The organism is Tangfeifania diversioriginum, from assembly GCF_900141875.1.
Taxonomy (GTDB): Bacteria; Bacteroidota; Bacteroidia; order Bacteroidales; family Prolixibacteraceae; genus Tangfeifania; species Tangfeifania diversioriginum.
The window spans coordinates 159,429-175,214 of sequence record NZ_FQZE01000003.1 but is presented as its reverse complement, the minus strand read 5'-3'; the positions used below and the strand labels follow the sequence as shown (position 1 = coordinate 175,214).

Annotated in this window: 9 protein-coding genes; 1 reads left to right on the top strand and 8 read right to left on the bottom strand. The window is 42.1% G+C overall.

Annotated features, from left to right (window positions below):
• Nucleotides 1–19: 19 nt before the first annotated feature.
• The 8 genes from icd to BUC07_RS03015 form a co-directional block, all read right to left on the bottom strand.
• Nucleotides 20–1,282 (bottom strand): NADP-dependent isocitrate dehydrogenase, encoded by a 1,263-nt coding sequence (icd, locus tag BUC07_RS03050; protein WP_073165557.1) that lies wholly within the window; start codon nucleotides 1,280–1,282, stop codon nucleotides 20–22.
• A 135-nt stretch (nucleotides 1,283–1,417) separates the two neighbouring features.
• The gene (locus tag BUC07_RS03045; protein ID WP_073165343.1) at nucleotides 1,418–2,644 is read right to left on the bottom strand and encodes an isocitrate dehydrogenase (NADP(+)); all 1,227 of its coding nucleotides are present in this window, start codon (nucleotides 2,642–2,644) and stop codon (nucleotides 1,418–1,420) included.
• An 11-nt stretch (nucleotides 2,645–2,655) separates the two neighbouring features.
• A complete protein-coding gene (locus BUC07_RS03040) occupies nucleotides 2,656–4,920 on the bottom strand; it encodes an aconitate hydratase (protein ID WP_073165340.1) in 2,265 nt (754 codons plus the stop codon).
• Between the two features lie 499 nt (nucleotides 4,921–5,419).
• Entirely contained in the window at nucleotides 5,420–6,724 is a 1,305-nt protein-coding gene (locus BUC07_RS03035; RefSeq protein ID WP_073165337.1) for an alpha-L-fucosidase, read from the bottom strand.
• Nucleotides 6,725–6,751: 27 nt separating this feature from the next.
• Nucleotides 6,752–7,315, bottom strand: coding sequence for a chemotaxis protein CheB (locus tag BUC07_RS03030; protein WP_073165334.1), 564 nt, complete (start codon nucleotides 7,313–7,315; stop codon nucleotides 6,752–6,754).
• Complete coding sequence (locus tag BUC07_RS03025) at nucleotides 7,312–8,151, bottom strand: CheR family methyltransferase (RefSeq protein ID WP_073165331.1); 840 nt, start codon at nucleotides 8,149–8,151, stop codon at nucleotides 7,312–7,314. The genes BUC07_RS03030 and BUC07_RS03025 overlap by 4 nt, the downstream gene beginning before the upstream one ends.
• On the bottom strand, nucleotides 8,132–9,754 hold the full coding sequence (locus tag BUC07_RS03020; RefSeq protein ID WP_073165328.1) for a response regulator: 1,623 nt from the start codon (nucleotides 9,752–9,754) through the stop codon (nucleotides 8,132–8,134). Before BUC07_RS03020 ends, BUC07_RS03025 begins: the two co-directional genes overlap by 20 nt.
• Nucleotides 9,755–9,758: 4 nt before the next feature.
• Nucleotides 9,759–14,117 carry a response regulator gene (locus BUC07_RS03015; RefSeq protein WP_073165325.1) on the bottom strand — a complete coding sequence of 1,453 codons (4,359 nt, stop codon included), beginning with the start codon at nucleotides 14,115–14,117 and terminating at the stop codon, nucleotides 9,759–9,761.
• A gap of 180 nt (nucleotides 14,118–14,297) precedes the next feature.
• Between BUC07_RS03015 and BUC07_RS03010 the strand changes: the two genes are divergently transcribed.
• Nucleotides 14,298–15,578, top strand: coding sequence for a Gfo/Idh/MocA family protein (locus BUC07_RS03010; protein WP_139279451.1), 1,281 nt, complete (start codon nucleotides 14,298–14,300; stop codon nucleotides 15,576–15,578).
• Nucleotides 15,579–15,786 lie beyond the last annotated feature (208 nt).

The window sequence follows — 15,786 nt, the reverse complement described above, 5'->3', positions numbered from 1 at the left end:
TATTAATAATCAAAATGAATTAATGCATGTTTTTTATCACTTCATCCGAAAAATCGGAAGTGGTTAAAAGCGTGGCGCCCTCCATTTGGGCATACAAATCGGAGGTAACTTTTCGCTTGGCAAAAACATGCTCCATGGCGTCGTACACATGTTCGGCAGCTTTAATCCAGCCGATGTGTTCGAGCATCATGACAGCCGAAAGTATCAGCGAACTCGGATTTGCTTTTCCTGAACCAGCAATATCGGGAGCTGTCCCGTGGGTAGCCTCAAAAATGGCATAGCCACTTGAAGAGTTGATGTTGGCTCCGGGCGAAATTCCAATTCCACCTACCATTGCTGCCAGTTGATCCGAGATGTAATCGCCGTTCAGGTTCATGGTTGCAATTACCGAATGGTCGTAAGGTTTTAACAGCGATTCCTGTAAAAAGGCATCCGTTATCACATCTTTTACAATTACTTTGCCTGCTTTTTTTGCATCCTCCAGTGCTTTCTCGGCATCGAGGCGGCCTTTTTCTGATTTTATTTTCTCAAACTGCCGCCAGGTAAAAGTATAGTCACCAAATTCATTTTCAGCTAAATCGTATCCCCATATTTTAAAAGCTCCTTCGGTATATTTCATGATGTTGCCTTTGTGTACCAGCGTTACCGAAGGCAATTCGCGCTGAATGGCATATTGAATTGCTGCCTTGATTAATCGCTCAGAGCCTTCTTTTGAAACAGGTTTTATACCGAAAGAAGAACTTCCGGGGAATCGGATTTCTTTAACGCCCATTTCCTGAATTAGAAAGTTGCTTAACTTTTTTGCATCAGCACTGCCATCCATATATTCAATACCTGCATAAATATCTTCAGTATTTTCGCGAAAAATATGCATGTCAACCAGTGTGGGATAACGGATGGGTGAGGGGACACCTTTAAACCAGCGAACCGGGCGCAGACAAACAAATAGATCGAGTGTTTGCCGCAGTGCCACGTTAAGCGAACGGATTCCTTCACCAACAGGAGTTTGTAATGGCCCCTTTATCCCAATCAGGTATTTCCGGAAGGCTTCAATGGTGGCATCGGGCAGGTAACTGCCGGTTTGCCTGAAAGCTTTTTCGCCGGCCAGAACTTCTTTCCAGATTATTTTTCGCTTGCCGCCGTAGGCTTTTTCAACTGCAGCATCAATTACCTTTTGCGATGGCATGGTGATGTCGTGCCCGATTCCGTCGCCTTCAATAAAGGGAATGACCGGTTTGTCGGGTACCTGCAACTTGCCATTTATGTTTTTTATTTGTTCCATTTTATGGTTTAAAAGAAAGTCATTGAATGCCATTAAGATAGCAAAAAATTGTGAATATTTTGTTCTCTAAGTGGCGTAGCTGAAAATCAGTATTTGCAGTCTTGCTCTACAGAAACTGTATAGCCGCAATTCTAATCAGTTCAGTTTCTTGTTCAGGTTTTTGTCCAATGCTTCCAAAAAATCCTGTGTTGTAAGGTAGTGTGCTTCTTTGAGATCTTTACCATGTATTACGAGTGCCAAATCTTTGGTCATTTTACCCGACTCAACGGTTTCAATGCAAACCTGTTCCAGGCTGTGGGCAAAATTTACCAGCTCGCTGTTGTTGTCCAGTTTGCCGCGGAATTCGAGACCGCGTGTCCAGGCAAATATGGATGCAATTGGATTGGTAGAAGTTGGATTGCCCAGCTTATGCTGCCTGAAATGGCGTGTTACTGTTCCGTGAGCAGCTTCGGCTTCCATGGTTTTTCCATCGGGAGTTACCAGCGTTGAAGTCATAAGTCCGAGCGAGCCAAATCCCTGGGCTACTGTGTCGCTTTGTACATCGCCATCGTAGTTTTTGCAGGCCCACACAAATCCGCCGTCCCATTTTAGCGCAGCAGCCACCATGTCGTCAATCAGGCGGTGCTCGTAGGTAATTCCAATTTCTTCAAACTTATCCTTGTATTCGTTTTCGTAAATTTCCTGGAAAATATCTTTAAACCGCCCGTCGTATTTTTTCAGAATGGTGTTTTTGGTTGACATGTACAAGGGCCATTTTTTCAGGATAGCCTGGTTCATACATGAGCGGGCAAAACCACGAATCGACTCGTCGGTGTTATACATGGCCATGGCTACACCGTCGCCTTCAAAATCATAAACATTGTAGCTTTGCGGCTCGCTGTCATCGTCAGGTGTAAACGTAATGGTGAGTTTGCCTTTTCCTTTGGTAACAAAGTCGGTAGCTTTATATTGATCGCCAAACGCATGACGTCCGATGCAGATGGGTTTTTTCCAGCCGGGAACAAGGCGAGGGATGTTTTTGATCAGAATCGGCTCGCGGAAAACAGTTCCTCCTATTATATTCCGGATAGTTCCGTTGGGCGATTTCCACATGTATTTCAGTTTGAATTCATCTACACGGGCTTCGTCCGGCGTAATGGTGGCACATTTTACGCCCACGCCATATTTTTTTATGGCATGTGCTGCGTCCACTGTAACCTGGTCGCCGGTGGCATCGCGGTTTTCCATGCCCAGGTCGTAATATTTCAAATCAATATCGAGGTAGGGGAGAATCAGTTTTTGTTTAATAAAATCCCATATAACCCGCGTCATCTCATCGCCATCGAGTTCCACAACGGGATTTTGAACTTTAATTTTTTGCATGAATATCTTTTTTAATTTTTGTTTTGTTTTCTGATTAAATTTAATGCTGAGCCTGCTTTAAACCACTTGATTTGTTGTTCATTGTAAGTGTGATTTACCTTTACTGAATCCTTCGAGCCATCTGCGTGGACTACTTCCACGGAAAGTTGTTTGCCTGGTGCAAATTCATTCAAATCAACAAAGTTAAATGTATCGTCTTCCTGAATCAGGCCGTAATCGTTTTCGTTATCGAAAGTAAGTGCCAGCATTCCCTGTTTTTTCAGGTTGGTTTCGTGAATGCGTGCAAACGATTTTACAATTACAGCCCTCACTCCCAGGTGGCGGGGCTCCATGGCAGCATGTTCGCGCGATGAGCCTTCGCCATAGTTGTGGTCGCCAACAATAACCGTTGGAATATTTTTTTCTTTATAGTCACGTTGTACATCCGGAACTTTTCCGTATTCACCTGTCAACTGGTTTTTTACGTTGTTTGATTCATTGTTGTATGCATTTTCGGCACCTATCAGCAGGTTATTCGAAATATTATCGAGATGACCACGGAAACGCAGCCACGGACCAGCCATTGAAATATGGTCGGTGGTACATTTGCCTAATGCTTTAATGAGCAATTTTGCTCCGGTGATGTTTTTTCCGTCCCACGGATCGAAAGGTTCGAGCAGTTGCAACCGGTCGGAATCCGGAGCCACACTTACTTCCACTTTTGAGCCGTCTTCGGCCGGGTTTTGGTAGCCGGCATCTTTAACGTCGAATCCTTTCACCGGGAGTTCAAATCCGGTTGGGGCATCCAATTTCACTTCTTCGCCTTTTTCGTTGGTGAGGGTATCATTAATTGGATCAAAATCGAGCCGGCCGGAAATGGCTATTGCTGTAACCAACTCAGGTGATGTAACAAATGCGTGGGTGTTGGGGTTTCCGTCGTTTCGTTTCGAGAAGTTGCGGTTAAACGAATGGACGATGGTATTCTTTTCATTTTTATCGGCACCCGGGCGTGCCCACTGTCCGATGCACGGGCCACAGGCATTGGCAAAAACTTTTCCGCCCATCTGTTCAAAGATGCCGATGTATCCGTCGCGCTCAATGGTGTAGCGAACCTGTTCAGAACCCGGTGTAATTGTGAATTCCGATTTTGCTTTCAGTCCTTTGTCAACCGCCTGTTTGGCAATTGATGCTGCACGCGAAATATCTTCGTAAGACGAGTTGGTGCAGCTGCCAATTAACCCTACTGAAACATCGAGCGGCCAGCCATTTTCTTTTGCTGTTTCTTTCATTTTTGAAACAGGAGTGGCCAGGTCGGGGGTAAACGGCCCGTTAAGGTGTGGCTCGAGTTCAGAAAGATTGATTTCAATAAGCTGGTCGTAATATTTTTCGGGATTTTCGTAGATTTCCGGATCCGGCGAAAGTATATCTTTCATTTTGCCGGCCATTTCAGCCACTTTTTCTCTTCCGGTAGCTTTCAGGTAGCGTTGCATGCTTTCGTCGAACGCAAAAATACTGGTAGTTGCACCCACTTCTGCCCCCATGTTACAAATGGTCCCTTTCCCTGTGGCAGAAAGCGATTCGGCTCCTTCGCCAAAATATTCGATGATAGCGCCTGTTCCGCCTTTCACGGATAAAATTCCGGCTACTTTAAGAATGATATCCTTGGGAGCTGTCCATCCATTTAGTTTTCCGGTAAGTTTAACACCAATCAGTTTCGGCATTTTTAGCTCCCAGGGCATTCCGGCCATCACATCTACTGCATCAGCTCCTCCAACACCAATGGCTATCATACCAAGACCGCCGGCATTGGGCGTGTGCGAGTCGGTCCCGATCATCATTCCACCAGGGAAAGCATAATTTTCAAGCACTACCTGGTGGATGATGCCTGCTCCGGGTTTCCAGAAACCAATTCCGTACTTATTGGAAACTGATTCCAGAAAATCGAAAACTTCTTTGTTGGCATTTCGTGAGACACTGAGATCGGTTTTTCCTTCAACCTGCGCCTGAATGAGGTGATCGCAGTGCACAGTAGAAGGCACTGCTGTGGTATCTTTTCCCGAGTTCATAAATTGCAGCAATGCCATTTGCGCTGTGGCATCCTGCATGGCCACGCGGTCGGGTGCAAAATCCACATAATCGCCACCCCGCTTAAAAGTTTCAAGCGGTTGTGTTTCGTATAAATGCGAGTAAAGTATTTTTTCGGCGTAGGTGAGCGGGCGGTTGAGTTTTTGACGGGCTTTTTTTACCCTTTCGGACATTTGTCCATACACTTTTTCAATCAGGTCTGAATCAAACATATCTTTGTCTTTTAATTATTACAAATTAGTCACCAAAATGAACAATAAAATTCACGAAAAGTTGCGAAATTTTAAAGTATTTTCCTAAACGCGGTGCTAAATATATAGATAATTATATATGTTAAAAATTTCATTAACTAATTTAGAATCATTAAAAAAAAGCAATGATTTTTTTTAATCTTTTGTGCAATCAGGTAATATAGTTTCACATTCATTTTTTTGTAACTAATCAGTTCAAATTTATGTTGATTGTTGAAAATATAGAAAAAACAGAAAAGGTAAGCTGTTGACTGTTGACTTGAGATTTTTGAAAAACTTGTAAATTAAAAATACAAGTTTTTCAAAAATCTCAATCCTCTTCCGTATCATATTAATACCCCAACCTGAAGGTCGGGGCTGTTTTTTTGTTGCTTTTTCAAACCATCACCAGAAAAACAAAAACCAGACTGATTAGTTACATTTTTTTTAATGATTACCGGTTGAAAAATTATTTAATACGTTACATTTTAATTGTGAGTATTGTGTCGTAGTTTTCCTGTTTTTCTTTCGGAATGTTTAGCAAAATGCCATAATCGGTTTCCGAGTAATTAACCTTTTCGCCTCCCGTAAAATAGGTTGCCGAATTAATTTTTTCAGGAAGTGACGGGATTAACAGGTTTTCATCTTTTAATTCGAGCAGATGAATGTAAACGGTTCCGTCTTTTGCAATGGTTGTAGCTCCCCAGTCTTGTGGTGCGATGGGGCCTTTGCGGGTTTCGTAAATTGTTTCCCCGTATTTTTCGAGCCATTTTCCCATTTTTATTAGGGTATCCACATTTTCGGGCTGAATTTCGCCATTGGGCATTGGACCGGTGTTGAGCAAAAAATTGGCACCGTAGCCGGAAGCCTTTACCATGGTTTGGATGAGTCGTTTTACCGATTTGTAATTTTGATCCTGAAGGTTGAACCCCCATGTTCCGTTCATGGTTTCGCACATTTCCAGCGGCAAAGCCGAAATGGTATTGGTTTGATTGAACCCCATGGTGTTTTCGCCCGGCAAATCGCGTTCAAACATCTGAAAATCTTCTCCGGGGTAAGGTTTTACGTGATGGTTGCTGCCAATCATTGCCCCGGGTTGCAGTTCGTGAATAAGGGAGTAGGTTTCCGCAAGGCGCCAGTCGGCATTTTTTTTATCCCACATGCCATCGAACCAAATTCCGCCAATTTCGCCGTAGTTGGTCAGCAGTTCGGTTAACTGGGCATTCATGTAGTCGATGTAGTTGTCCCAGTTGCCGTTTTGCGGCCTGCCTGTGAAACCACTTCCTGTTCCTCCGCGTGGAAAATAGTCGGGGTGGTGCCAATCCAGTTGCGAATGGTAGAAAAACAGTTTGATTCCCTGTTTGTCGCACTCATCTTTCAGCATTTTTATAACATCTTTTCCGTAGGGTGTTTTGTCCACAATGTCGTATTCGCTCACATCGGAATCGAACATGGCAAACCCGTCGTGGTGCTTGCTGGTGATGGTGATGTATTTCATCCCGGCTTTTTTTACCATCGATACCCATTCGGCCGCATCAAAATCAATGGGATTGAAAAAGGAGGGCAGCCGCTCGTATTGTTTGACGGGAATTTTTTGGTTGTTCATTACCCATTCGCCATCGCCCAAAATGCTGTAAACACCCCAGTGGATGAATAATCCGTACTTGGCATCCTGAAACCATTCGCGGCTTTCAAGGTTTTCTTTTGAAGGTTGATAATTTTCCTGCGCAAAAATTAAACTTGAGACTGCAAAAAGTGAAATTGCTAACAGAATTACTCGTTTCATTTTTAATATATTTTATTGGTTATCAAATTATTCATTTGTCAGTTCTGTGATTTTACCTGCAATTTCTTTTAAATCGAGAATAAAGTGCGGATGGCTGATTTTTACAGCGGTTTCGGGCATGGTTTTGGCAAAAGCGGTTTCCGGGTTTTCCACAATGGTAGTGCCGCCGAGCTCCCTGATTGTTTTCAGTCCGTTGGCTCCGTCGTTATTTGAGCCAGTGAGCAATACCCCAATGAGTTCATTATGTAAACTCCACGCTGCCGTTTCAAAAAGCACATCGATTGAAGGGCGCGAGAAATTAACTTTTTCATCGGTTGAAAGACTGATTGTAAAATTGTCTTCAATCAGCACATGATAATTGGGCGGTGCAAAGTAGAAATTTCCGGGTTTGATTGATTCTTTTTCTTCGGCTTCTTTTACATTATAGTGGCTGTTTTTGTTCAGCATTGAAAGATAGGTGTCAATTGTATTGTTGCCAATATGTAAAACAGCAACAATAGGAATTGTGCACTGGGCAGGAAGCATGAAAAGCAGGTTCTTAATGGCTTCCATTCCGCCAAACGAAGCTCCTAATACTATGGCTTTAGTCATTTTGTTTCCGGTAATTTTTTATAAATTTTCATTTTGCTATCGATAACCGAATATTTATTGTCGAAATCGGTAAAACGGAGACTCTCTTTTGTTCCCAGACAAAGAACCCCCCTTTTGGTAAGGCTTTCGGAAAACAGGCGCAAAACTTTATTTTGCAGTTTCTTGTCGAAATATATTAATACGTTGCGGCAGAAAACAAGATTGACTTCAGCAAATACGCCGTCGGTTACCAGGTTGTGGTCGGCAAAAACTATATTTTTCGACAACGATTTATCGAACAAAACCGAACCGTATTTCGATGTGTAATAGTTTGAAAGTTTATGTTTGCCTCCGGCATGTTTGTAGTTTTGGTCGTAAAGGTCAATTTCTTTTTTGCTGTAAATTCCTTGTTTGGCAACCTCAAGCGCATTTTTATTGAAATCGGTGGCATAAATTTGCGTTTTTTCCAGCAGGTTTTCCTCTTTCAATAGTATGGCCAGCGAATAGACTTCCTCTCCGGTGGAGCAGCCGGCATGCCACACTTTAATGTGGGCGTAGGTCCGCAAGTCAGGAATTACTTTTTCGCGAAATGCGGCATAAAAATCCGGGTCGCGAAACATTTCGGTGACGTTAATGGAAAGGTCTTTCAGGAAAATTTTGTAAAAATCAGTATCCCAGAGAATTAATTTTTGCATCTCTGTAATTGTTTTTAATCCGCTCAGTTTTAACCTTTGGAGTATCCTCCTTTTCAGGTGGGCCTTGCTGTAGTTTCTGAAATCGTAGCCATATTTCATGTAAATGGCCTGTAGCAGCAGGTTGAGTTCAATGTCTTGTATTTCAGTTTTGTGGAGGCTCATCAATTGGTTTTATTTGTTTATTGGTTGCTGCGTTTTTGATTATTCTTTTCAGTTCTGCCTCCTTAAATGGTTTGCTGATAAAATCGTTCATGCCTGCATTGAAACATTTTTGTTTGTCTTCAGAAAAAGTGTTTGCCGTAACCGCCACAATAAAAACCGGATTTTCAACTCCGTTGTTTTGTTCGATTTTCCGGATCTGTTTTGCCGACTCAATGCCGTCAACTTCGGGCATCTGCATGTCCATTAAAATTAAGTCGAACGGGTTGGTTTTGTACATTTCAATGGCTTCCTGCCCGTTGCTTGCAATTTCGCATTCGATACCAATTTTTTGCAGTAAAAGTTGAGTAACGCGCTGATTTACCGGATTGTCTTCAGCGTATAAAATTTTAATGTCGGCAGGGATATTAATATCTTCTGTGGGCATATCTTTTTGTGTTTGTTGTTTGTAGCCAAATTTTAAACTGAACCAAAACTCAGAACCATTGCCCTCGGTACTTGTAACCCCAATTTCTCCGCCCATCAGCGAAGTGAGGTTACTGCAAATGGCCAGCCCCAGACCGGTGCCGCCGTATTTTCTGGATGTGGAACTTTCGGTTTGCGAAAACTCTTTGAAAAGTTTTTTCTGACCGTCTTCTGAAATTCCAATCCCGGTGTCGATTACTTTAAAAAGAAGCTCTGTTTCTTTTTCGTCTGTATTGACTGGTTCAACCCGTATTTCAATACTCCCTTTTTGGGTAAACTTAATGGCATTGTTTACCAGGTTGGTGAGGATTTGATTCAGCCTGTGGGGATCGCCGGTTAGTGTGTCCGGAACATTTTCATTGATTTTTACCGACAGGGTATTCCCTTTTTTGTCGGCATTTAGTTTCATTAATTTTACAATATTTTCAACAATTTTATTCAGGCTGAAATCAATTTTTTCCAGTTTAATTTGGCCCGAGTCAATTTTCGAGAAGTCGAGAATGTCATTTACAATATTGAGCAGGTTTTCGCCCGAGGTGGTAATTATTTCGGTCAACTCTTTCTGTTCCGGATCGAGTTTCGATTCTTCCAGAATTTTTGAAATTCCGATTATGCCGTTGAGGGGTGTGCGAATTTCATGCGACATATTGGCCAGGAACATGGATTTTTCCTGTGTGGCTTCTTCTGCTTTTTCTTTCTGTATTTCAAGCTCTTTGTTCTTTTCTTCCAACTTTTGCAGCAGGCTTTTCAACTCCTGTTGCTGCGAGAACAAATCGAGAAAATTTTTTACTTTCCCCACCAAAATTTCAGGTATTATGGGTTTGGGAATAAAATCGACAGCCCCGGTTTCAATACCTTTTATAATGTGCAAATCGCTTTGGTGAATGGCCGAAACAAATATTACAGGCAGAAACTTTGTACGTTGCCTTTTTCGCATCAACGATAAAGTTTCGTACCCGTCCATCCCGGGCATTTGAACGTCGAGAATGGCAAGTGCAAAATCGTCGTTAATGGTTTTGCGCAAGGCTTCTGGCCCCGATGTAGCTTTAATAAAAGAGACATCAAATCCTTTCAGGATCATTTCAAGACTTACCAGGTTTTCCTCCAGGTCGTCAACGAGTAATATTTTTGGCTTTTCCATTGTTCTATTTAAATAACCATATTTTTAACAACGACAACAACTTATCTACATCTACAGGTTTCGATATATAATCGTTTGCTCCACTGAAAATAGCTTTTTGGTAATCTTCTTTCATGGCTTTTGCCGTGAGTGTAATTATAGGTATTTTTTTAATAACCGGAGTTTTTCTGATTGCTTCCATGGCTTCGTAACCATCCATAACCGGCATCATTATGTCCATTAGCACCAGGTCAGTGTCCGGGTTTTCTTTTAAAACGTCAATGGCCACTTTCCCGTTCTCGGCTTCTATTACTTCCATTTCGCGTTCTTCCAGAATTTGTGCCAGGGCGAATACATTCCGGATATCGTCGTCAACTACCAGTATTTTTTTCCCCTTAAAACCAGCGTTGGTTGTTTCGTCAGCTGAAACTGTATGTTTTTTTGGCGAGGTGTTTTCAACCTGGTGTAAAAACAGGGTGACTTCATCCATTAATCTTTCTTCGGATTTCACTCCTTTAATAACTACTGAATCGGAATATTTGTGCAGCTCGCGCAATTCTTTTTGATCCAAATCGCGCGCTGTGTGAATAATTACGTTGGGTATTTCAATGTTTTCGGCTTTTAGTTTATTTAACAGTTCTTTTCCAGAATAATCGGGCAGGCCCAGGTCGAGAATAACACAGTCGAACGATTTGGCAGCAATTAAATCGTAAGCTTGCTGTGCTGTTTTCGCTTCGTGAATAATTATGTCTTTATCCTCGAAAAGCAGGTGTATCGATTCGCGGGTAATCTCGTCGTCTTCAACCACCAGCACTTGATTGAATTTTTTGCTGAACCGGCTTTCAATTCTGTTTGAGCTATTGCTGAAATGCCCCGACTCGGGCGTTTTTAGCTCTTCGATATTTTCCAGGACCGAGTCTTCAATTCTTGAAACGAAATGCACAGGGAGTTTTTTCGTAACGGGGTTGTTTTTTAAGTTTTCGAATTCTTTGGTTTCGTTAAGTTCAGCAGAAATGATAATGGCCTGCGGCGAATAGATTTCAGAAAGCTTAATTCCGTCGGAAATATTTTTGGCGGCAATAACATTGAAATTTCTTTTGTGGCTGAGTTCGGTTAAATCTTTTGCTTTTTCTTTTTGGTTGTGAATGATTAAAACGGTTAAGCGCTGCAAGTCAGAATCTCTGTCGTCGTCGATAAAGAATGGTGCCTCCTCATCTTTTATTTCGGAAGGAGCAGGCTCGTACTGCTCATTCTTCTGGGTTTCTTTTGTTGCTGTTTCAGTTGTCTGATTTTGTGAATTTTCCGGTGAGGCGGTTTTTGCAGTTTCTGCTTTGGCGCCAACCAGTTTTTTGTCGAGCGGCAGGAAAACTGTAAACAGCGATCCTTTTCCTTCGGTACTTTCCACCTGGATTTCGCCCCCGAGCACCTGCGCCAGTTGTTTTGAAATGGAAAGGCCCAGGCCGGTGCCACCAAATTTCCGTGAAATGCTGCCGTCGGCTTGCTGGAAAGCCTCAAAAATGGCTTTCAGCTTGTCGGCAGGAATTCCCACCCCGGTATCTTCCACTGAAACAAAGCAGGAATTTTCACGCATCAGGTTTTGGTTGGTAAACTGATCCGAAGTTGCAGGCAGTCCAAATTTTACTTTAATTTTCCCATCGCTTGTAAATTTAAAGGCATTGGAAAGCAGGTTTTTAATTATCTGCATCAGCCGCTGTTTGTCAGTATAAATTTTTTCCGGGAATTTGTCCGACAGGTCCAGTTCTAGTTCAAGTCCTTTGTTTTCGGCAACCGGTTTAAAATTCTGTTTGATTTCAGTAATTATTTCATTAACAGAAACTTCTCCGAATTCAAATTTCATTTTCCCGGCCTCGATTTTTGAAAGGTCGAGGATTTCGTTAATTATTTCCAGCAGATCTTTCCCGCTTTTGTTAATGATTTTAATGGATTTTACCTGTTCCCCGGTGAGGTTTTTTTCTTTGTTTGAGGACAGCAGGCTGGAAAGAATGAGTAAACTGTTTAGCGGAGTGCGCAGCTCGTGCGACATGTTGGCCAGAAATTCCGATTTGTACTGGCTGGTTTGCTGTAGTTCTTTGGCCTTTTTTCGGAGTTGATTCTGCACTTTCAGCAGGTTTTCGTTTTTTTCTGAAATCTCTTTTTTCTGCTGTTCCAGCTGTGTGGTTTTCGCCTCGAGCTCTTCGTTGGTAACACGCAGTTCTTCCTGTTGAACCTGCAGGTTTTTTTCGCTTTCGGTTAATATTTTGGTTTGCTCGGCAAGTTCTTCGTTGGCCACGCGGAGCTCTTCTTCCTGCGATTTTAATTCTTCGTTGGTTGTTTTGAGCTCCTCCTGTTGTTGCTTCAGCTGGTCGTTTATTGTCCTTAATTCTTCCCGTTGGGCATGGAGTTTTTCATTCCGTTCTTTAATTTCTATTTCAAGATTTTTGATTTCCGTAATGTTTTTGGTTATTCCCACACTACCAATGCATTTACCGGTGGAGTCGAACATGGGCAGTTTGGTTGTTGAGGTCCATATTTTTTCACCTTTTTCGTCAACTCCCTGCCTGATTTCATCAACAAACCCTTTTTCGTCTTTAATAATTTTTTGCTCTTCTTCGAAATATTTCTGTGCATCTTTGCGCGAATGGTAGTCGAAGTCGGTTTTTCCGATAACATCTTCGCTCGATTTTGCATTGAACAAATCAACCATCGATTCGCTGATGCGTAAAAACCTGCTTTCAATATCTTTAAAGTAAATATAATCGGGCAAAGTGGCCAGCATTGAATTGAGAAGTGCTGATTCGCGGGTGAGTTTTCCCTGGATTTTTCGATTCTCATCTAACTTGCGGCTTAGTTCTTCGTCGCGGGCTTGAAGAGTCTTGGCTTGTTCCAGTGTTTTTTCAAGCAGCTCTTTGCCTCTGAACCTGGTAACTGCTGCGCTTATGTTAACCGAGATGCGTTCGGCAGTGGATTGCAGGAATCTTAATTTGGCATCAGTTAGTTCATTTATTGGAGCCAGTTCAATTACTGCCTGAATTTTGTTGTTGGTGAAAAGCGGGAACAGATAAATTTTTTCAGGGATAATTTCACCGGTGGCGCTGAATATTTTATGATAGTTGCTTTTTGTCTCGATAATCTGCAGCGAAGTTTGTGTGGCCGCTTTTCCAACTAACCCCTCTCCTGGTAAAATTTTTTGAGGCACTTCGCTGGTTCTAATCCCAATAGAACCGGTAAGTTCCAGGTATTTTTCAATTTCGTCGTAAACGTAAACTGCACTCATTTCAACCGATAAGAAACGAGTCAGGAAATTAATGATTTTTTCGGAAAGTTCACGCACCGAAAAGTTGCCTCTCATTTGGTCCTCCAGCCCGCTAATTCCTTCTTGAAGCCATTTTTCTTCCTGGTTTTCAACTCGCGATTTTTCCAGTTTGGCCGCCATTTTATTCAGCGCTGTTGTTAACTCATCGTTTTCCGATTTTGGGGGCAGTTTACTACTGTAGTCGCCTTGGGCTACTTTTTTAGAATGCGAAATGACTTCCTGGAGACCAGTCTGGATTTCACCAAAAGCCTTGGATAAAACCCCGATTTCATTTTTTGAATCAATTTTAACTGAGGTATTCAGGTTGCCCGTGGCGATTTGTTTAAAGTTTTCAGCCAGCTTGCTTATGGGGACTGAAATTGATTTTGAAATACGTATGGAAATTAGAGTAACTCCTGTTATTAAAATGAGCACCAGTAGCACCAGGCTCAATCCAAGCGATTGAATTATGTAATCATTTAAAGCATAAATTTTTGTGGAAAAAGTTTGGTTTATTCTGTCAATTTCCCTGAAATGCGAGTTGATGTGTGCTAATATTTCAGGTGTTCTTTCAGTTGAGTAATTATCGATATCAGAAATAATTAAACTCCCGAGGTTATGGGCCTCGAATGCCGATGCCTGAATTTCATTTAGTTTTTGAGGATTAAGTTTGGTGAGCAGTTGAATTTGACGGCCCATTAGTTTGGCCCGTCTCATTTCATTGTCAAGCCCGTCGCTAAAAACTTTGTATATGTGAGGCAGCCATTCCTCTTCGGGCATGGCGTGTATTAAACTGTCCAGCGCTGAAAAAGTCCAGGCAATTTCGTTGGCTTTATTAAAATTTAATCTGGCTTGTTCCAGGTTTTCCGGGTTTTCGGTAATTTCATATTCTTTAAATTGCTCAATGCCTTTGTAAAATGTTTCAATAAAAACCCGCTGTTCGTTAACAATCATTGTCAGCGTTTGGCTCGAACGAAACAAAAAAATGGCAATTGTTCCCATAAAAACGAGACTAAGCATAAAAATGCCCACAACTATCGCCAGCTTGGTTTTTATATTAAAATCAGAAAAACGTGTTTTTAATTTCCTCATTAGTCAGTTGTATTTAACCCGGTTTTGTAATTGTGCAAAATAGTTAAAAATAGGGAGTTATTTAACAGGGTTCAAAATATAGTTTTGAAAAATAGTGTCAGCGCTTAATGAAGATTGGGTATTTTGCATTTCCCATTAAATGCTATATTTGAAATTAAATACCAGCTAAAACCAAAAAATATGTACAGACGATCATTCATTAAAAAAGCCTCCATCGGAACAGCCGGTTTGATAACAGCGTTTCATATTCCCGCATTTTCCCAAAATCGCAAAATTAAAATAGGCCTCATTGGTTGCGGCTGGTACGGGATGGTAATTACCACTGCTGCACTTAAAGTAGGCGGGGTAGAAGTTATTGCAGTTTGCGATGTGGATTCGGAACATCTTAAAAACAGTGCTGCTGAGATTGAATCGTTGCAGGGAAGCCGGCCAAAAACTTTTAAAGATTACAGGGAACTGCTCGGTTTGAAAGATCTTGAAGCCGTTATGATAGCTACTCCTCCGCATTGGCATGCTTTGCAGTTTGTGGCAGCCTGCAAAAAAGGGCTGGATATTTATTGTGAAAAACCACTGGCCTATGATGTGCGCGAAGGAAAAGCCATGATGAAAGCAGCTGAAAGAGCCGGGAATATTGTTCAGGTTGGTTTTCAGCGGCGGCAGAGTTCAGCCTTTCAAAAAGCAAAGGAATTGATTCAAAACGGAACTACCGGGAAAATACATCAGATTGGGGCACAAATTCATTATAATCCGGTGCTGGAAGACAATACAATTCAGGAACCACCCGCTTCGCTCGACTGGGATGCCTGGTGCGGACCGGCACCCAAACTGCCCTACCGGCCAAACATAGGGCACAAAGCCTGGCGACTCGAAAAGGAATACGGCAACGGGCACCTGGTGGACTGGGGCATTCACCATATTGACATCATCCGTACCATTATGGATTTTGAGATCCCTGAATCATTTCAGGCCACTGGCAACCTTGAAATGCTGAAAGGCAAAATCACTACCCCTGATACGTTGAATGCTTCCTTGTATTTTCACGAAATGCCTGTTTTTTGGCAGCACCGGTTGTGGGGCACCGGAGATTTGAATCCGCAGTTTAACAACGGCGTTTTCTTTTATGGCGAAAAAGCCACGCTGTTTGCATCCGATTATAAGCTGGTACTGATGCCCGCCGGAAGAAACCAGAGACAGCAGGAAATGGATATTCCAACGCCCGATATGCAGGAAAAACATGTGGCCGATTTTATCAAGGCGGTAAAAGCAAAAGATAAACGGCTGCTGAGCTGCACGGTGGAAGATGCCTGGAAATCGACTGCCACAGTGCAACTGGCCATGGCATCGTATTACTCTAATAAAGAAGTAAAATGGGATGCGGCAGCCAAAAAAGTTTCAAACAACCCGGCTGCTGCGGAACTGATGGCCCGAAAATACAGAACGGGATATGAAAGGCCATCGTAAAAATTTAATTGTCTGAGTGTAGTCTTTCACCGGAATAGCTTTGTGAGAAAACGTTGTGAAATACACTTTAACTTCATTAATAACGATAATGTTTTATAAGATATTAAATATGAATAAAATACAAATCCAGGCAATTCTGTCATTTCGACGACGCAGGAGGAGAAATCCCTTCCAAAAGGAACAGATTTCTCATTCGTACCTCATTCGA